The 18,813-nt window shown below is 38.4% G+C and carries 15 protein-coding genes; 7 read left to right on the forward strand and 8 right to left on the reverse strand.

The window, feature by feature from the left end:
• The first annotated feature begins 199 nt into the window (after nt 1–199).
• The gene (locus tag BVC89_RS21295) at nt 200–1,282 is read left to right on the forward strand and encodes a hypothetical protein (RefSeq protein ID WP_086933138.1); all 1,083 of its coding nucleotides are present in this window, start codon (nt 200–202) and stop codon (nt 1,280–1,282) included.
• 219 nt (nt 1,283–1,501) lie between these two features.
• Here the strand turns inward: BVC89_RS21295 and BVC89_RS21300 are convergent, their stop codons facing one another.
• Nucleotides 1,502–2,464, reverse strand: a complete 963-nt coding sequence (locus BVC89_RS21300; RefSeq protein ID WP_086933139.1) for an alpha/beta fold hydrolase — start codon at nt 2,462–2,464, stop codon at nt 1,502–1,504.
• Nucleotides 2,465–2,602: 138 nt separating this feature from the next.
• On the opposite strand from BVC89_RS21300, the gene BVC89_RS21305 reads away from it, so the two are divergent.
• Complete coding sequence (locus tag BVC89_RS21305) at nt 2,603–3,508, forward strand: LysR family transcriptional regulator (protein ID WP_086933140.1); 906 nt, start codon at nt 2,603–2,605, stop codon at nt 3,506–3,508.
• A gap of 134 nt (nt 3,509–3,642) precedes the next feature.
• On the opposite strand, the gene BVC89_RS21310 is transcribed toward BVC89_RS21305, so the two are convergent.
• Both BVC89_RS21310 and BVC89_RS21315 read right to left on the reverse strand, forming a co-directional pair.
• Nucleotides 3,643–7,335, reverse strand: coding sequence for a carbohydrate-binding protein (locus tag BVC89_RS21310; protein WP_086933141.1), 3,693 nt, complete (start codon nt 7,333–7,335; stop codon nt 3,643–3,645).
• A gap of 985 nt (nt 7,336–8,320) precedes the next feature.
• On the reverse strand, nt 8,321–9,238 hold the full coding sequence (locus tag BVC89_RS21315; RefSeq protein WP_086933142.1) for a LysR family transcriptional regulator: 918 nt from the start codon (nt 9,236–9,238) through the stop codon (nt 8,321–8,323).
• Between the two features lie 187 nt (nt 9,239–9,425).
• Here BVC89_RS21315 and BVC89_RS21320 point away from each other — a divergent pair, with 187 nt between their 5' ends.
• The 3 genes from BVC89_RS21320 to BVC89_RS21330 all read left to right on the forward strand — a co-directional run bounded on the left by BVC89_RS21320 (nt 9,426) and on the right by BVC89_RS21330 (nt 11,761).
• Nucleotides 9,426–10,511: an L-dopachrome tautomerase-related protein gene (locus BVC89_RS21320; RefSeq protein ID WP_086933143.1), complete on the forward strand. Its 1,086-nt coding sequence runs from the start codon at nt 9,426–9,428 to the stop codon at nt 10,509–10,511.
• Between the two features lie 53 nt (nt 10,512–10,564).
• The gene (locus tag BVC89_RS21325) at nt 10,565–10,855 is read left to right on the forward strand and encodes a putative quinol monooxygenase (protein ID WP_086933144.1); all 291 of its coding nucleotides are present in this window, start codon (nt 10,565–10,567) and stop codon (nt 10,853–10,855) included.
• A gap of 102 nt (nt 10,856–10,957) precedes the next feature.
• On the forward strand, nt 10,958–11,761 hold the full coding sequence (locus BVC89_RS21330; protein ID WP_086933145.1) for a glycine betaine ABC transporter substrate-binding protein: 804 nt from the start codon (nt 10,958–10,960) through the stop codon (nt 11,759–11,761).
• Between the two features lie 270 nt (nt 11,762–12,031).
• Here BVC89_RS21330 and BVC89_RS21335 read toward each other — a convergent pair whose 3' ends face one another.
• A complete protein-coding gene (locus tag BVC89_RS21335) occupies nt 12,032–12,904 on the reverse strand; it encodes an alpha/beta hydrolase (protein ID WP_086933146.1) in 873 nt (290 codons plus the stop codon).
• A gap of 23 nt (nt 12,905–12,927) precedes the next feature.
• Complete coding sequence (locus tag BVC89_RS21340; RefSeq protein WP_086933147.1) at nt 12,928–14,280, reverse strand: M1 family aminopeptidase; 1,353 nt, start codon at nt 14,278–14,280, stop codon at nt 12,928–12,930.
• Nucleotides 14,281–14,416: 136 nt separating this feature from the next.
• Here BVC89_RS21340 and BVC89_RS21345 point away from each other — a divergent pair, with 136 nt between their 5' ends.
• On the forward strand, nt 14,417–14,794 hold the full coding sequence (locus BVC89_RS21345; protein ID WP_086933148.1) for a BlaI/MecI/CopY family transcriptional regulator: 378 nt from the start codon (nt 14,417–14,419) through the stop codon (nt 14,792–14,794).
• Nucleotides 14,794–16,143 (forward strand): M23/M56 family metallopeptidase, encoded by a 1,350-nt coding sequence (locus BVC89_RS21350; RefSeq protein ID WP_086933149.1) that lies wholly within the window; start codon nt 14,794–14,796, stop codon nt 16,141–16,143. The genes BVC89_RS21345 and BVC89_RS21350 overlap by 1 nt, the downstream gene beginning before the upstream one ends.
• A 37-nt stretch (nt 16,144–16,180) precedes the next feature.
• Here the strand turns inward: BVC89_RS21350 and BVC89_RS29925 are convergent, their stop codons facing one another.
• The 3 genes from BVC89_RS29925 to BVC89_RS21360 form a co-directional block, all read right to left on the reverse strand.
• On the reverse strand, nt 16,181–16,330 hold the full coding sequence (locus tag BVC89_RS29925) for a hypothetical protein (RefSeq protein ID WP_158658063.1): 150 nt from the start codon (nt 16,328–16,330) through the stop codon (nt 16,181–16,183).
• Between the two features lie 143 nt (nt 16,331–16,473).
• Entirely contained in the window at nt 16,474–17,061 is a 588-nt protein-coding gene (gene ssb, locus BVC89_RS21355; protein ID WP_103654297.1) for a single-stranded DNA-binding protein, read from the reverse strand.
• A 191-nt stretch (nt 17,062–17,252) separates the two neighbouring features.
• Nucleotides 17,253–18,590: an MFS transporter gene (locus BVC89_RS21360; protein WP_245929175.1), complete on the reverse strand. Its 1,338-nt coding sequence runs from the start codon at nt 18,588–18,590 to the stop codon at nt 17,253–17,255.
• Nucleotides 18,591–18,813: the final 223 nt, after the last annotated feature.

An 18,813-nucleotide genomic window follows, 5' to 3' on the forward strand; every position in this document is an offset into this window, starting at 1 on the left:
GACAACTAAGGCACATAGTGTAAATAAAAGTTAACTTTATTATTTTTAAGAGTTAGTCGACAAAACATTAAAACTGTCGTCGAAATGCCATACTCAAAGGTGTTTAAGCTACTACTATGCGCGTGCGCACTCAACATCAGATTCTGATAATGAAAACAATACTACTAAAAATTTAATAATTAATATTCAGAGTAAATATATGAAAAAAAAGGTTTTATCTTATTCAATTGCTAGCGCTTTAATTTTAAGTTTGAGCAGTATATCTAATGCACAAACAAATCCCGACCCTCGTGGTTTCTCAATTATTGCTTCAGATATTTTGCGTCTAGTGAAATCGGGATCTAGAGCCCCATTGGAAGCTAGAACACTGGCGACTACTCACTTAGATAATTTATTTAATAAAAGCAATAACAAAACTGAGGATTGTATTTTAGATGGCAGCATCGAAACTACTATATCTAGGGCTGGAAATAGCCAGAAAGGGGTAAACCAGGGAGACATTGTCAGAAGTGATCATAACAACTGCGATAAAGGTATCATTAATGATGGTTTTGAACAGTTGACAATAGTTGAGCGTAAAGGGAAAGTTAGACGCAATTTAGATGGAAATAAAGACTACAGTTTGAGAGTTATGTATGAGAGAGATATTAATGAATCATTCTCATTTGATCCACCGGGAGCCGAGCCTCGTAATGAAAAGATAACAGCAGATATACTTCGATCATCGCAAAACAATGGGGATTTAAAATATTCTGCGATCAATATCGATACTCTCTATGAAAACCAAACGATTGATGCCGCTCATCCTTTTAGCAACCTGATTAACAGCTCACTGGCCATTCCTGCAACCTATACGCCAGTATTGGCTTTTACAAAAGGTAATAATGGTATCAACTATCCGATCTTCGCAGTTGAAGAAATTACAGAAGAAAACGGTAGTGAGCGACCAAATGAAACTTATTCATGGACTATCCATAGGGATGAGATTGAAGCTGACCGATTTGATATTATCACCAAATCAAATACGCCTTTTAGCACAAAGGAAATTGCTCGGTCTAATTTTGCCGCGCAAGGAAATTGGGAAGTAACCATTAGTAATGGCGTTAATAATATTTTTACATTGCATGTAGAAGCTTTAAACTTTGATGGTGATATCACGATTTCTTTTGATAGGGATAGCGACGGTACTATCGAATTATCACAAACATTGAACTATCTCTACTTTGAACGATTACACCGTATTCATCGTGAATTTCTCAAAGATTTTTACGACAACAAGTAAGATAATAAATCTTCTTTAACCTGGTTCTTTATTAAGCGTTACCCCAATTTGCATACAGCATTAAATTAATATTACTTACCGATATCGTATCTCAATTTAACACCCAGTGTTTTATATGAGCGATAAATCAAACGCTTATTTATATTAGGTTATTACGAAAAAAAGGGGTATTAGTTATTACCCCTTACTTACCTATTAGAACTATGTATTTCTATTTTCTTACTTAAACTTTTTATGCATAAACTCGCGCATTTTTTTGATGATAAATGGAGCTTCTTCTTCCAGTGCGAAGTGTCCGGTATCAAGAATATTGTAGTCAATATCTTTCACATCACGTTTATATCCTTCCGCTCCTGGCACTGGGAAAAAAGCATCATTTTTGCCCCATACCAATAGCATAGGAGGTTGATTATCGCGTAAATATTGTTGCCACTCAGGGTATTTCTTTAAGTTATTTTGATAATCAAAGAACATGTCAAGCTGTACTTCATGTTGGCCTGGGCGGGACATTTTCATGTAATCCAAATTCCAATTATCAGGTAGTATGGCATCAGGGTTACGTGTACCGTGGGTATATTGCCATCTAAATCCTTCTAAAGAGAAAACATTTTTAATAATATGCTCTTCTAACTCTGGTGTTCTTTTTTTCCAGTAATCAATCACTTTACCCCAGCCGGCTTTATTAATACCTTCTTCATAAGCGTTGCCATTCATTACTACAAAGCCTGCGACTTTTTCGGGACGCTTGGTGGCAACTCTAAAGCCAACGGGTGCACCAAAGTCTTGAATCATTAGTACATAGCGATCAATACCTTTTTGGATTAAAAACTTATCCATGACGTTGGCAATATTATCAAAGGTATAGGTAAACTCTTTTTTACTAGGGAACGAACTATCACCATATCCTGGATAATCTGGCGCGATCAAGTAAAACTCATCTCCTAGTGCAGCCAATACCTCACGATACTGGTGAGATGAAGAAGGAAAGCCATGTAATAAAACTAAAGCAGGCTTCTTCGATCGCGGATTGCCCGCTTCACGGTAAAAAATATCAAGGCCATCCACTTTCTCTGTGCCATAGCGGACACGCTCAAAATCGCTGTCAGCAAAACTATTGAGAGAGAAGGGAAATAATAAAAATAGTACGGCGATGCTTATCTGCCGGAGTCTTGAAAATAACATGAGGTTTCTCCACTGTTGAGGTTATGGTGGTACTCTACTCCTATCTAAATATAAAATAATTAGCCTTATATGAAATTTATTATTACAATATATGAAATAATCCAGTAACCCTTAAGAAACAGACGGTATTGTGTACCAATGGATAAGCTCGAGAAGATGCAAGTATTTGTAGAGGTGGCGAAACATAAAAGCTTTGTCGCTGCCAGTGAATATATGAATCTATCCGCGCCCTCAGTAACGCGCTTTATTGCAAGCCTGGAGGAAGATTTAGGCGTCAAGCTATTTAATCGAACTACGCGCCACGTTCGCTTAACAGAGCCTGGGAAAAGGTTTTTACACGACGTAAAGCGTATTCTAGAACTTATGGAAGAAGCCGAAGCTTCTGCGACCGGAATATATAAAGAGCCTAAAGGCACACTCACTATTACAGCGCCGGTATCCTTTGGCGAAAGGCATATTATGCCAATTATTACGGAGTATCTGGAAAACAATCCCTTGGTATCCGTTAAAGCCGTGTTTCTAGACCGAATTACTAGCTTGGTGGAAGAAGAATTGGATATCGCTATCAGGATCGGTCACCTAAAAGACTCAAACCTATATGCCACATCTGTAGGTACAGTAAGACGAGTGATTTGTGGTTCCCCTAACTACTTTAAGAAATATGGCAAACCTCAAAAGCCATCAGACTTAAACCAACATAATATTATATTCAACTCTGCTTACAGGCCTGCAATGATCTGGACGTTTGAAAAAAATGGAAAAAAAGAATCCGTTAAATTAAGCCCTAAATTAGTCTGTAACCAAGTGGGAGCATCAATAAAGGCAGCAAAAGAAGGCTATGGCATTACCCATATGATGTCTTACCAAGTGAGTGAAGAAATAGAAAGAGGATCATTAGAATTGGTACTGGAAGATTATGAAGAAGCCCCCTTACCCATTCATATTATTCATTTAGAAGGTCGCAGAGCCAATGCCAAGATACGCTCTTTTATTGATTTAACAACAAAACGTTTGAAAGATACCTCTTTTACTTCTAGTAAATAGATACATGATAAACATACTCCTTTTTCTCATCTTGTGAAAATACTCGGCAATGTTAATAAACATGCATTGCCGAGTTAAATATTTACCTTGTCATTATTTAACTTCTCAATAATGACAAAGAATGCATTTCATACCTACTGGCAAGCACTTGCACCACACATACATATACTGCGGTTGCTGTAACTATTAAGGCAATCGGTGGCGCGATTACCGAATTTAACTTTACATTGAGCCGTGGTATCACATTGATCAACAATGGGAGCACTTGTTGGTATGGGTGTAAGGATCTTACTAAATTCCAACCAATTAATATTGAAATTTCCCTTAGGCATAGCGACGCGGATAGTGTGTATACCTCTAGACAATCGTCCTATTTCGGCAGAGATAGTCTGCCATTTTTGCCAACCGCCAGTAGCATTAACAGCTATATTATTTACGACGGTTCTGCCATCGACAACGAGACCTATAGAGCCACCACCAGGGCTCGAAGCGACACGAGCATCAAAACGGTAATTGCTAGTTTCAGTAACATTAATATCGTACTCCAACCACTCGCCATTAGCCGTCCATCCCACACTATAGCCCCCACCGACATCAAGGGTTGGTTGAATATCAACATCATCGCTTCTATAGGATTTTCCGTAGTTGCCTGCAGAACTGTCAAAGAACCTCACATAGTCTTCCGCCTCAACTTTACCTGGAACTCTCGGCGTCGGCTGAGATGAACCGGTATTAACACATAGACCATTAGCAAACTTTTGGGTACTGGCCCCATTCTTAGTAAGCACCATGCTATTAACAACCCAATTTCTATCGTCACCACCAGCATCAGAAAATTCTAGATCGAGTTCACCATCTCTAACGTCAACGGCAAAGTTCGCAACCGCAACTCTTCCCTTGGCTACATTAATGTTACGAGCAGCTACCGCACCTTCTGCTTTAACAACAATACCATCATGAGCCCAGCCAGCATCACCAAATTTGAGAGTGACATACCAACGACCATTTTCTAACTTATGGTGAAGTGTCGCGGGGCTGCTACTATATACGAAATCACTCATTAGATTATTTTCGTATTTGCCGTAGTCACGATCAACACTATCGGGACGTTTCCCCCAACGCAAATTAGTCATTTGCGTCTCAGGGTTTATCCCCTGCCAACCTTCTTGCACTGGAGAATCAGCGGTACCAAAATCATATTTACAGGAAGTTTGATTATGATAGGTACCTTTGCTAAAGCCCGCTCCCAGTTCAGCCAACCACAATACTTCAGGATCATGAATACTAAATTCAACGGCTTGAATCGCGCCCTGGATAGCGAGACGTTTATTGTTTTTTGTCCATGTTTTACCTCGGTCATCACTGAAATAGATACCTGGATTTTTATGAATTCTACCAACCGATACCACCAGTAGATCAGGATTAAAAGGCGAAACATCTACATATTCGGTGATATCACTGGAGAATGTTTTCTGCCAGTTATTTCCCCAGTTATCGCTATGCCACAAACCACCTTTAATGTAATCCCATCGACGATAGCCTGCGGTCACATAAATTCGACCGGTCTGGTCTATCTTAATATCATTTATACCGTGAACTTCACTGTTTATCTTTATGCGGCGCCAGGTCTGCCCACGATTATTGGTATGATACAAACCACCTTCAATTGATGGCCTACCTTGACGCGACGGAAAGATTGAGCCTAAACCAAAACTTCTGGCCTGAGCCGCAACGAACATAGATTTGTAAGTGGGATCACGTGGATCCCATTCGATATCGTGAATGTAGACATTCGCCGGTAAGCCTTTATTGCGCTGTGTAAAAGTGCGTCCACCATCATTAGAAAAATAGAAACCACCTTGTTTGCGCACATCCTTATTCGTTCGCTCTGACACACCGAAATACATGAGTTGCTTATTAGTTGGATCTATTTTTAACGAGCGAGTACGCATGAAAAACTCTGCGTCGGTCACTTTTCCATGATCGATAAAGGTTTCACCCCCGTCGGTTGTTTTCCAAATTTTGTCCTTGCCATGCTGACGCTGAGATGTGGTAAAAAATGTATCAAGGTCGTCTGGATCAATAGCAACGGACGATACTGTTTCCATTGATTTCTCTAAAAGTTTCATGGCAACTCGTTCTTCTTCCCCTTGTCCTTCACCGTCAGGGGTGGTTCGCCAAAGCCGGTGTTCACCACTCGCGAGATAAAGCTCACCTGGTGCAAAACGGTGGTCTTGGAAAATACCCTCACCCGGTAAGTCACTATTTCTACGGCCCATTAAATTGCCCGCTTTAGTGTAGTCTTCGTCAACTTGATTCCAAGTATTACCATGATCAGTACTCAGCATAGTGTTGTGCCCACTGATCATCATAATGTCACCACGGCTGTTAATATCGAAGTAACGCATGGTACGCATTGGATAGTTACTGCCCCACTGCTGATTAAAAGGCTCATGGCCAAACACCATATTTTCATTGGTTGGGGTACCACGGGATCGCCAGTAATCTCCATCGTTTTCAAAAGCAGGGCCATGGCCTCGAGTTGACATAATCCACGACCGTCCACCATTAGAAGTCTTCCATAATGGACCTGGACCAAAAGATATTTCTCCTCCTTGGGGATCATAAAGGCTAACGTAAATACGATCAGCCTGGCTTGGATCGGCCCGAACCATCTGTAGTGGTTGCAAGATTGATGTAGGTAATGTCGAATAACGATTGCGCGCATCAGCGACAGAAATACCGAACCACTTGGCAATGTAATTATAATAAGTGGTTTTGACACCGCCCCAGCCATTAAAGCCCGAATCCAATCGAGTCAGGTCGATGTTAAGATTACCCGAGATATTTTCCCACGAATTTCCTCTGTTTACTGATTTAAATACACCACCAGTACTGCTCACACTCTTACCATTAGGTTTATGACGTACTTGGTCGATAACATAAAGCACGAAGGTGCTACCGTTGTGATAATAATCGAGATCGATAATTGTGTTATTAGGTAACTTCCCTCGGCCAATATTAGTCCAACTTCGCCCACCATTTGAAGACCGATACAAACCGTAGTTAGAAGCAGCAAATACTTCTTGGGAATTATTTGGATTGACTGCAATACGACTAAACTGTGCTTTTGCATCCAAGCCGTTAGTCAGTTCAGTCCAGCTTCGACCACCATTTGTTGTTTTCCAAATCTTACCGGCAACATCAGCATTTTTACCACGTGGATTATTATAGGTAGCATTACCATTCCCAACAAAAGAATTCCACGCTTTGCCTCTGGCCGTTCTGCCTGCACCAACATACCAAGTGTCAGCGTCAGATGGATCTATTTCCAAGGAGGAAACCTTAGCAATCCAGCTTGTGGTATCGGTTCCAGTCGCAGACGGCCCCGTATACCAAGGACAGTTCTTCACCATCGACCAACTTTTACCACGATCCGAACTTATAAAGAGGTGTGATTTTTCCAAGGCCACAGCAAAATTTGGATTGGCATGGGAGTAACGCATATCTACCAGTCGACCAAAGCCACCTGCGCTATCGTAATCGCGGACGCTATACCACATAGTACCGTTATTATCCGATTGATAATTACCGCCCATATCAGGATTAAAAAACACGGTATCGGGAAATAAAGGATGGTAGTGAACCATTTCAGACATGCCAGAATTACCAGGGCCTTGACGTGTCCAGGTCACATTATCTGAAGATGGGATACGCTCTTTTTTGATACGGTCGTAAAATTCTTGCTGAGCTAGTACTGGTATCGACGTAGCTAAAAGAGTAAATAAGAAAATTAAAAACACAACGACTTTCGGAGGAGAATTCATGACACACAGCCCTCAATTAATACATATATTATATTTATTTTCTGGCAATATAGCTCAATTTAAAATCAGCGTATTAATAACTATTTAATTGCACTTTGACTTTTTTCTAACAAGCCCATCCTAGAAATCGATCAAATTAATATATTTACACTTCACTAAATCATAAATATAGAATTACACAAAAAAATATTTAACAAGATAAATAGAAGAAAAAATAACAGACTATTTAATCTAAACCAGAACGCGTATTTTTATCATAAAAGTTAAATCAAAAATTCAAAAAATAAATTAAGAATACAGAAAAATTCTAACAGGAGAAAACATTATATTTAATAGACTTACGTAGTAATTCAAAAAAATATTTCCTTTACTTTTTTACTATTTTCGCATCAAGAAAAAAATGGCACTCCACTATTAAATATTATAAATACGAAAAAACAATTAAACTTATATCTAAATCCTAATAAAAAAATAGACACGGACAATTTAAGCCGACATCAGCGCCAAAAAGATAGAAACCCTTATAAAAACTCATCAAGCATAAAATTAGATTTAGCTTAAATAAATCACATTTTTTTTGAAAATAATATAAAAACGCACATAACAAATATTAGACATTTTATTTGTTAGACATAAAAAGAGAGGTAGTCACTAAACATGTAAACATTTACAAGAGAAAAGTAGCAAGAAAATTTTAGTAGATAGTTCTATCGAAATTTAAAATGCACTCAAATATTTATTGAGATATGTAAGGTCTCTTTAGCATTTTACATACTTATTCCTGCTTTTAATCATGATGTAAAACACTATTTGGAAATATGGCATTACCAATATGATTGTCTTACCAAATACATAAAGAAATAGAAAAAGAGTTATTAAAATAATTACCGGAAGAATATGAAGAAGCTCCCTTACCAATTCATATTATTTATCTAGAAGGTTGCCGAGCTAATGCTAAAATACATCCTTTTATTGATGTAATTAATTACAAGTAGCCCGACTTTTTGAGGCTATTAATAATAGTCAAACATTTATCAGTGATGGATTCACGCAAAAGCCTAACCATAGGTGTAATAAGTTGCTTGCTTGGACAGATTAGCCATAATTCAGTAGGTTTTGGCGTATACTCTGGCATCAGTTTAACAAGATTTCCAGATAACAAATCATCTGACATATCTAAAGCAGATTTCATAGCAATGCCGTAACCCGCAACACACCAACGCCTTACGATATCCGCATCGTTTGCAGTTCTATTGCTGCGCATTTTTACTTTAGATGTAATGCCTCTGCATGAAAACTCCCATATATCATGAACGGTATCATGTAGCTGATACAACAGACTATTATGGGAATCTAAATCCTTCAAATGCACAGGCATACCATAGGTTTCAACGTAGTAAGGCGAAGCGCATAATATTCTTGGCACATCACAAATTTTAAAGCCATACATACTAGAGTCTCCCGGAGCACCATAACGTAATGCCATATCCACCGGATCTCGATAAAAATCGATGGTACTGTCAGTAATATGTAACCTGATGTTCAATTGAGGATGCTTACTAGCAAATAGATCAATCCATGGTAATAGAATATTTCTTCCTAGATCAGAAGGTACAGCCAGTCTCAAATCGCCGTCGATAATATTCTGCTCATTTTTGGCACTTTGACCGACTTGATTGAGTATAACCAAGGCATTTTCAATCTGAGGAATATATTTTTCACCAAAAGAAGATAGGCGTAATTTTCGTGTTGACCTCACAAACAATTCGACACCATAGGCTTTTTCTACTCGCTTAACCGCAGCGCTCGCAACCGCAACACTCATATCAAGGCTTTCGGCAGCTTGCTTGATACTCTTAAATTCGGCTACTTGTAATACAACTTTTAAATCGTCAATAAGCATATTATCAAGGTAAAATTGATAAACATTCTTCTATTATCCTATTTTTCAGCAAGTAATAAAAGCATATATTAATGGCCTGGCGATAACGAACGCTCATAGCCAATTTGCTCAATAACACTGCTTAAATCAGCGGAGATGTTGTTCAGCTTCAAATTAATGCGTCAAAATAAATTCCGGGAAACCTACCATGAAAACATTCATATTCGCCTCAGTAGCACTATTACTGAGCCAACTTGCCCTCTCACAACCCACTAGTACTGGCCAATTACAAACTGTAACTGAGTTTACTGACTACCGTGGCGCGGGTGTAACGGTGACGCCAAAAGGCAGAATCATTATTAGCATGCACCCTCTTGATAATCCGAAATATAGATTAGTTGAGGTAATGGCTAATGGTACAAAGCAACCTTTCCCCAATGCAGACTGGGCTGATGGCCCTCAAGGCAAAGTGGGTTTAACGGCAGTCATCGGCGTCCATTCTGATAAACAGGGTGTTGTCTGGATGCTGGATATGGGAGATAGCAGTCATCAGGCAAAACTCATCGCCTGGGATACTCAGAGCAATTCTCTGCTCAAAAACATTACAATCCCCCAGTCGTCTTTAGTTGATAATTCCTTTCCACAAGACTTTGTAATTGATGAAAAACGAGGAAAAATATACATCGCTGACATGTCATTCGGCAATTTCTCTGGCGCTTCCAAACCAGCTATTATCGCAGTAGATATCGCTTCAGGAAAAACAAAACGCATCCTAGAAGGATTTGAAAAGTTCATTGCCCCAGACCGAGATATGATTATCGAAGCAACACGGTTGGCATCAAAAAAGAAGGATGGCAGTACCAATCCTCTTCGTTTCGGGCTCAATCCTATTGCCATTGATGACAGTTACAAATGGGTTTACTTCGCTACCATGAACGGTGAAAAAGTCCATCAAGTACCCGCTGAATTATTGGCAGATTTTGATAAGTCTGATAAGGCAATAAAAACTAAAATTGAATTCTTTGGCCCGAAAAAACCCAGCGATGGCATGCACTATGTTCCTGGCTTAGGTTTGGCAGTAACAGATTTAGAGAATAATGCTATTGGCTTAACCACAAAAAATAATTACCAAATACTGATTCAAGATAAACAACTATCATGGCCTGATAGTCTTGCAGTGAGTGGTAATTATATTTATGTCACTCAAGATCAATTACATCAGCACCCTGCATTTAGTCAAGGACTTGGTAACGCCAAGCCTCCATATAAGCTAATGCGCTTTAAATTCAAATAAAAAAACCAATTCACCTAAGTGCGTAATCACAACTTAATATAGGAGATAAATCCATGGCAAAACTTACAATTGTGGCCAATATTATAGCCAAAGAAGACAAAATAGCACTTGTTAAAGCCGAGCTAATAAAATTAATCGATATTACTCGCGCAGAAAAAGGCTGTCTTAATTACGACCTTCATCAAGATAACAATAATCCAGCTCATTTCCTGTTTTACGAGAACTGGGAGTCACGGGATCTATGGCAAACCCATATGGGCAATACTCACCTAGCCGAATATATGAATGCGACAGAAGGCGCAGTTGAAGAATTTACACTCAACGAAATGACGGCTATTGGTTAGCAAGTAAAGTGGACAAGATAGTAATTGTCCACTTATCTAATTCAAGTTTTAAAAATAAAAAATCACTTTTTTATTAATTAATTTAACTTGTTGGATAATACTATGTCTAAACAACTAACTATTGGCATCACCGATTTATCTTTTCACCACATAGCAGGCTCCCTTATATTTCATGTTTTAAGAGATTTTGGCTTTAACGTTAGGCGTGTTTACGCAAAGCATGAGCATAACTTTAAAATGCTCGCTCAAGGTAATACCGATATTTTATGCTCTGCTTGGCTACCTTCAAGTCATGGCATATACAGAGCCGAAGTTGAAAAAACTACAACATTGCTAGAACTTGGCCTGCATTACCAACCTTATGCATTATGGGGCGTACCACACTATATTCCAGAAGAATCTATCCAAAAGGTGGCTGATTTATTGAAGCCTGACATAAAAAAGAAAATGAAGCCGATTATACAAGGTATTAATCCAGGTGCCGGTATCACACGTTTTTCTTTAAAAATAATGGAAGATTATAAACTATCCAAGGCTGGCTACACATTTTATACCGGTACTGAGGAAGCTTGCTTTAGCGCTTTTGAACAAGCTTATGCTCAAGAAGAGTGGATTGTTGTTCCCCTCTGGAGGCCTCAGTTTCTACATTACAAATATCATATACGTGAACTGGAAGAGCCGAAAGGATTATTAGGCAAAGTTGACAAAGCCGTTATGCTTTTACGATCAGACATACGCAATAGATTCAGCGATGAGCAGATTCAAATATTAGATTCTCTGCGATTCTCAAATGACATTATTTCTGAACTTGATTATCAAGTCTATCGAGAAAAGCGCCCCCTAGACACTGTCACTAAAGAATGGCTAGATCACAATATACCATCACTGGATAAACTAAATAGTTAAATCTTCGGCAGTAGAGAATTGAGCTTTGCAGATGTGTTAGCGAAACCACTAACGCATCTTCTATTTAATTTTTCGAGAGAAAATTAAAAAACCCTAAAAAAATGCTAAAATTTAACAATTATTTTTGCATATCAAACTAATAAATGGTTCTTTGTTACCTTGTCCTCTTTCTTTACTTATTTTAATCGCCTTCTACAATATATTTTATTGTAGTCAAGTAACCCTATAACAAGAAGTACATGATAACTACATATAATCATCTATTAACTTCTAAAGTATCTTCATCTGTTTATATATGAACATCAGCCCTTTGGAGAGGCCTACAGGGAAAGTCGAATAGTGATCTGTACCTTTAACTATTTCATCTTCAATAGTTAGCCCTCGATAATTTCTTGAAACCAGTTGCCTAACAAACCTGACCTGATCATCAGCCATTTCATAATACATCCCATTCTTGATAGTTTCTAAAGAACCTGTAGCGAAGTATAAATTTGCATTTAATGATTTATTCTTTATATGATATTTATCTTCTAAATCAAAAATCCAATGTTTCTTATACCAAAGAGAAGGGCTGGTTAAAATGTAACTCGAAAATAGCTCTGGCTTTGTGAGTAACACCCAAGCACCAAACGATCCCCCTAAAGAATGTCCTGATAGTATCCGTTTAGTCGGGTTAGAACGATAATTTTCTTCTATATAGGGAATAACTTCATCCTCAAAAAACTTTAAGTATTTGGGCGCTCCACCCGTCTTATATTTCCTCCAACTATCATCCGTAATGGGCGTAAGATCTCTTACTCTACTATATTGGCCGTTCTCTCCATGAGCAAACGAAATTCCGACTACTATCACTTTATTCATTTGAGAAAAATGTGTCACTCCAGCAGCAACCTTAAAAGTATGTGGGCCATCATTGAGGTACAGAACAGGGTATTTTTTATATTTATTAACTTCCTTAAAGTAACCCTCAGGTAGTTTAATAAATAAGTCATATTTTCTACCTAGTGCTTTAGAGTCAATAGTAATCGTCTCACTATTGTCGATTTTAAAGTTACTATTTTCAACCTCTTTTGCATTTACATTACCAACGCATACTAAGAAGGCTAGAGTTAAAACGATTTTTTTTATAGCAAACGACCTCATATAAGTTTTTCCTATACATTATTTTATATATCTATGGTTGGAATTTTTTGACCATATACCCAACGTGTAAAGAAAGCGGTTAAGTCAACTTGAGAGACTTGTTCGAAAATTGATTTTAAATCTTGGGTTGTAACTGATTTTCCTTTATAAGTAAGGCTATATCGCTTCAAGCTTTGCCAGAATAGCTTATCGCCTAGCTTCTCTCTTAACATATAAAACACCAATGCTCCTTTGCTATATGCCATAGTACGATTAATATCTTGCTCTTCAATTACCTTTCTAAAAGCAACAGGTGCAACCCTTTTTTCTTTTACAGCACGTTGTATACGCTTGAGCGCTAACGCTATTTCGTCCCTGTAGGCTTCTTCTCCAAACAAATGTTGCTTGTACGCTGCAACCATGAAAACAACCAAACCTTCATTTAACCAAAAATGGGAAAAGTTTGCGCTGGTTATACTATTGCCCCACCATTCATGAGCAAGTTCATGCGCAATAAACCAATTTTCATTTTTGTCATTTAACAAGGTATGAACAAACTTTTCTCCTACTAAACTAAAGCCAGAAGCTTCCTGTGCCATATAACCATCGACAACAACATATGCATAATCTTGCTCAAGGCTGAAACCTGCTTTACTTTCAAAAAATGAAAGCATATCAGCGGTATCTGCAAATGCCTTATTAATCAAGTCTGCTGTTAAATTTGATTTTATTTGTTGTCGATAAAGCACGGATATATTGACACCACTTGTACCCATAGAATGTTTTTCAAACTCACCAACGGCAAAGCCAAATGTATATAAAGGTATTGGCGTATTTTGTTTCCAGCGTGAAACTAATTGAGTACCGCTCACTTTTTTTCTTGCAACTAAAGTTCCGTTACCAATAGCCGTGGTAGTTAGATCATGTTTAATTGATAAATCAAAGGTGGCTTTATCTGATAGCTTGTTATGAGAGATTAACCAGTTCTTTGTATGGTAAACGGTAAAAAGGTGATCATCGTAAAATTTCAAACCACGAGTTTCTGATACTTTATATTCTATTTTCACTGAGTAAGCTTTGTTAGCTTTCAAAGGAGCTGGCAGCTGTACGATGAATAAATCACCTTCAACTGAGAAGTCGATCTTTTGTGCAAGGAAATAAACGGCATTGACCTGCTTAGCCCCCACAGAAAAACTCAAATGGTCTAAATTATCCACATAAGGACTGAAAGTAATTTCAACAGTTCCCTCTATTGATTTAGTAATAAAGTCGGGAGTGATCTCCGCTTTATAATGAATAAAATCTATATTTGATTTATGCACAATATCTGCCGAGTAAACTGATGTGATAAAGCTCAAATAGAAGAAACAAATTAAGTGTTTAATATAAAATTTCATAAATTCCCACAATCAAGATGCGACACATGTCGCACAATTGCTTTTAAACATACACAATGTTAGAGTGCGACACAAGTCGCAGCTTAATACCACGCACACCAAAGTGCGACACAAGTCACACTTTAAGAACATTTACATGACACCAAATTCAACAGAGTTAGAAATACTAAAGCTTCTTTGGAAAAAACAACCATTAACAGCCAAAGAAATTCATAAACACCTAGAATCAAAATATTGGTGGTCATACTCATCTACACGCAAAACTTTGGAAAGAATGGGTAATAAAGGGATTTTGGAAATTGGTTCACAGGGCAATAAAAAAACGTTTAGAGCATTACTTGAAAAAATACCTACGCTAGCATCCTGCATGCAAGAATTTGCAACTAATGTCTTAGAATTAGATGAACCTCTGCCCGTAAATATGTTTGCTGACAGTCGTTTAATAGATAAAGAAGAGTTAGATGAATTAGAAAAATTATTAAATGAATTGTCTGAAGGAAAAAAAGAAAAGTAATGGACTCCTCAGTTATTCAATTCACAGTAGAAAGTGTTATCCCTTGGCTGATTTTTTCTGGTTTTGTCTACGTTTGCTCATCCTATATAACCAAAAATGGTAATACTTCACCCAGTCTTTGGTGGTCTGCCCTTGCAGCCAGCTTTTTACCTTTTATTCCTTTATCATTTGGCTTCGTAGATATAGTGATTCCTAACCTAAATTATGTAAATTCAAGTTTGGAAAGCGCACAAATATTAAAGCAAGCCAGCATCGCTCACGCAAGCTTGAAAAAAATTGATTTAATTGTAATAACACTAATAGTTAGCTACTTTTGTTTTATTTGTTTAAAGTTAATTCAATTAATGGCTATTTGGCAAAGATTGAAAAAATTAACCGGCTCTTCCATATTAATTGATGAGCTGTCTAGCAGTAGAGTTAAGGTTGCAATTTCCTCTCTAAACCATAGTCCTTTTGTATTTGGCGCAATCTCACCTTACATTGTACTGCCTAAATATTTTTCATCGCTAGAAAAAGATCAACAAAGTATTTTGATTCAACATGAACTAACACATATTGCAAACAAAGATCATATTGCAACTATTTTATGGAGAGTATTAAGTATACTTTTATGGATAAATCCATTTGTAAGAAAAATGGAATGGCAGTTTATAAGAGCTATGGAATATCGGTGTGATAAACTGACTATACATCGATTTAATATCAATAAGCACGATTATGCAAAGACATTACTAGTATCATTGAAAAGAAGTGCTCTACTCGATAACAAAAACCCAGTGGCTCAATTTAATTCCAGTGTGCTTTGTACTAATGACTATAAAGTTAGGCTTACAAACATTATTTGTCCGTCGAATAAAAGTCACTTTACTATAGCCTTAACGTTTTCTTTGATGATAATCGCTCTTTTTGGTATATATACGTTTTTAAAAACCCCCTCAACGACAGGTATTTTAATTTGGCGACACCCACTTGATAACCATACGGTAACTTCAACATTTAGTAGTATCAGCAAAATAAGACATTATAAACCACATCAAGGCGTTGATTATGTCGCTGAAAGAGGTAGTTCGGTGATGTCTGCTGCTGATGGCATTATAGTTATTGCAGATAACAAAACATTACATCCTAATTATGGGAATACCATATTAATTCAGCATAAAGGTGGCTATCAAACTTTATATTCACATTTAGATTCTATTGACACTAAAGTGGGTTCTTGGATTAGAGCTGGACAGGCTATTGGAATCATTGGTGATACGGGTAAAGCTACTGGAGTTCATCTTCACTTTGAAGTTATTAAAGACAATCAACGAGTTGATCCGAGTATATTGTTAAATAGACAAAGTTGATATGTCGATTATCAAGGGCGGTGTTTGCAATGAATTGTCATACCTTGACCATATGAGTTACCGCCAAATTAATAATCACTGGAGATTGGGGAACAAAGTGAGTTACCCAAAAATCAGGAATTGCGTCCTCTCCTAATAAAAACACATAGCCTTCTTCACTTTTAAATTGCTTCACCGCAACTTTCATGAACACCTACTCATAAACATTTAGCTTTGTTATAAAGTGGTATGTTAGATGTTATTCAGTTTTCAGCATTATTTTTCTAATAAAATTAAAAAAGCCGCTAAATAGCGGCTCTTAAGGTTATTTTTCAATGTTAATTACTTTAGCTAGAACGGAATATCATCATCAAAGCTATCCATCTCAGGAGCAGCTGGCGGGGTATTCTGTGCTCCACCACCATAGGGCTGTTGTTGCTGTGATGGTGGTTGTTGCGCTGGTGGTTGCTGATAAGGTTGTTGTGGTGCTTGCTGCTGATAGCCACCAGGCTGTTGTTGCATTCCCGGCTGACCACCCATGCCCTGCTGCGGCATACCTTGATTAGCACCGCCATAACTGCCGCCAGACATGTTGTCACCACGGGAGTCGAGCATTTGCATCTCACTGGCAACAATTTCTGTGGTATAGCGGTCTTGCCCGTCTTGTCCCTGCCATTTGCGGGTTTGCAAGCGGCCTTCAACATAGACTTTACTGCCTTTGCGTAAGTATTCACCGGCCACTTCCGCTAGGCGGTTGAAGAACACCACTCGGTGCCATTCAGTACGATCCTGCATTTGCCCGGTCTGCTTATCTTTCCAAGAATCTGATGTCGCAATGCTTAGATTAGTAATTGCCGCGCCTCCTGCGCTATAACGTGTCTCTGGGTCTTGCCCACAGTTGCCGACTAATATGACTTTATTAACACCTCTGGCCACGATTTTCTTCCTCTTTACGTATTAATTTGTTTTACATTGATTTTTGTCAGCTCAAGAGCTAACAAGTGCACTTCCATGCTGCGAACTATTGCTTCGACTTTAGCATATTTTGGGCCCTGTTAACACTTACAGTATACAGCTGCAAGATGGAATCGCCTCCCTGCAAAGCGCACAGCGAAGGTACTCTAACACTATTATTTTGCATCTAAGCCGGCCAATTCATTTAGAGCCTGTTCATCTAACTTGGCTTTATCTACTTTCAAATATAAAAGTGACTCTTCGATCACATGGAATGCCTCTTCCACTCCACTGATTTGAGATATCTTTTTCACTCTCTCATCATCGGCGATACTGACACATAAACTAGTAAGATGCTTGGGGGGTAACATGGATATAGCCACGATAAACCATAGAAGCGCTAAGACAGCGCAAAAAGCAAACACCATGGCCACGGAATAATGTTGTAGTATCCAACCACCAACTAAACCTCCGCTAAAAGCTCCGAGAAACTGGCTAGTGGAATAAATTCCCATGGCCGTACCTTTTGTGCCCGCTGGTGCAATTTTGCTTACTAGCGAAGGCAGAATGGATTCCAACAAATTAAAAGCCACGAAAAATACAAAAACAATGAAAACCACCCCAACAAAGGATTGGTGCTGTAACATTAAAAGCAAACAGCTGACACTCAAGGTCAATACTGCGGCCAAAAAAACCGGCTTAATTTTGCGCTTCTTCTCAGCCACAATCATCAGTGGCAACATCGCGATAAAAGCAAGCAATAGGATCGGCAAGTAAAACTGCCAATGACTTTCCTTAGGTAAAGATAATGTTGACTCCAAGACACCCGGAATACATACAAAGCTCACCATTAAAATACAATGTAACGAAAATATACCCAGGTTTAATCGCAGCAGCTGACCATTCTGAACACTTTGCTTGAACAGCTCAGGTGTTGCGGCAACGTCTCGATGAGCCCCTTTACTTGTCGGCGTGGGCACAAGAAAAAATACGATAGCAATGCCAATGCAAGATAATATTGCAGACAAAGCAAATACTCCCGATAAGCCCTTAATAGCGGCTAATGCCGGGCCGAGAATCATGGCCAAAGAAAACGATAGACCAATAGAGGCCCCTATCGCCGCCATCGCCTTTGTGCGGTTTTCTTCAGAAGTAAGATCCGCCACCATCGCCATAATAGCACTCGCGATAGCACCACTCCCTTGTAAAGCTCTGCCGATGATAAGACCTTCCACTGTTGTGGCAACAGCAGCCACAACACTGCCAATAGCGAAGACAACGAGCCCCCCAGCAATAACAGGTTTACGGCCGACAATATCTGAGAGCATACCAAGAGGAATTTGAAAACAAGCTTGCGTGAGTCCATAAACACCTAGAGCGAGTCCTAGCAAAAGCGGTGTGGCTCCCTGGTATTGATCTCCATAAAGCATCAATACCGGTAACACCATAAACAGCCCTAGCATTCTAAATGCATAGAGCAGAGCAAGTGACGACACTGTACGAACTTCAGACAAAAGCGGGTCCTCGAAAACCAAAAATGCGGGAATTTTAGCAGTCAAGTCCAAACAAGAACAGAATTGATCTACTATCAATCTAGGTATGTACGAAAAGGTACAAGTTTAGGGAAAATAGGAAGCTAAAGATTAGGCAGTTAAGCTTTATTTGTCATACAAATAGTGGACAAACTTTTTTACGTTTTCCTCGTCTAGACAATGTAGGACGTTTATTTATAAGCTC

Source organism: Agarilytica rhodophyticola (assembly GCF_002157225.2).
Lineage (GTDB): Bacteria > Pseudomonadota > Gammaproteobacteria > Pseudomonadales > Cellvibrionaceae > Agarilytica > Agarilytica rhodophyticola.

What these genes read in the sequence shown, in the direction of transcription:
- BVC89_RS21340 (WP_086933147.1), bottom strand. Translation starts at nt 14,280, where the DNA reads ATGAAATTTTATATTAAACACTTAATTTGTTTCTTCTATTTGAGCTTT.
- BVC89_RS21350 (WP_086933149.1), top strand. Translation starts at nt 14,794, where the DNA reads ATGGACTCCTCAGTTATTCAATTCACAGTAGAAAGTGTTATCCCTTGG.
- BVC89_RS21315 (WP_086933142.1), bottom strand. Translation starts at nt 9,238, where the DNA reads ATGCTTATTGACGATTTAAAAGTTGTATTACAAGTAGCCGAATTTAAG.
- BVC89_RS21330 (WP_086933145.1), top strand. Translation starts at nt 10,958, where the DNA reads ATGTCTAAACAACTAACTATTGGCATCACCGATTTATCTTTTCACCAC.
- BVC89_RS21310 (WP_086933141.1), bottom strand. Translation starts at nt 7,335, where the DNA reads ATGAATTCTCCTCCGAAAGTCGTTGTGTTTTTAATTTTCTTATTTACT.
- BVC89_RS21300 (WP_086933139.1), bottom strand. Translation starts at nt 2,464, where the DNA reads ATGTTATTTTCAAGACTCCGGCAGATAAGCATCGCCGTACTATTTTTA.
- BVC89_RS21320 (WP_086933143.1), top strand. Translation starts at nt 9,426, where the DNA reads ATGAAAACATTCATATTCGCCTCAGTAGCACTATTACTGAGCCAACTT.
- BVC89_RS21305 (WP_086933140.1), top strand. Translation starts at nt 2,603, where the DNA reads ATGGATAAGCTCGAGAAGATGCAAGTATTTGTAGAGGTGGCGAAACAT.
- BVC89_RS21345 (WP_086933148.1), top strand. Translation starts at nt 14,417, where the DNA reads ATGACACCAAATTCAACAGAGTTAGAAATACTAAAGCTTCTTTGGAAA.
- BVC89_RS21325 (WP_086933144.1), top strand. Translation starts at nt 10,565, where the DNA reads ATGGCAAAACTTACAATTGTGGCCAATATTATAGCCAAAGAAGACAAA.
- BVC89_RS21295 (WP_086933138.1), top strand. Translation starts at nt 200, where the DNA reads ATGAAAAAAAAGGTTTTATCTTATTCAATTGCTAGCGCTTTAATTTTA.
- BVC89_RS29925 (WP_158658063.1), bottom strand. Translation starts at nt 16,330, where the DNA reads ATGAAAGTTGCGGTGAAGCAATTTAAAAGTGAAGAAGGCTATGTGTTT.
- BVC89_RS21335 (WP_086933146.1), bottom strand. Translation starts at nt 12,904, where the DNA reads ATGAGGTCGTTTGCTATAAAAAAAATCGTTTTAACTCTAGCCTTCTTA.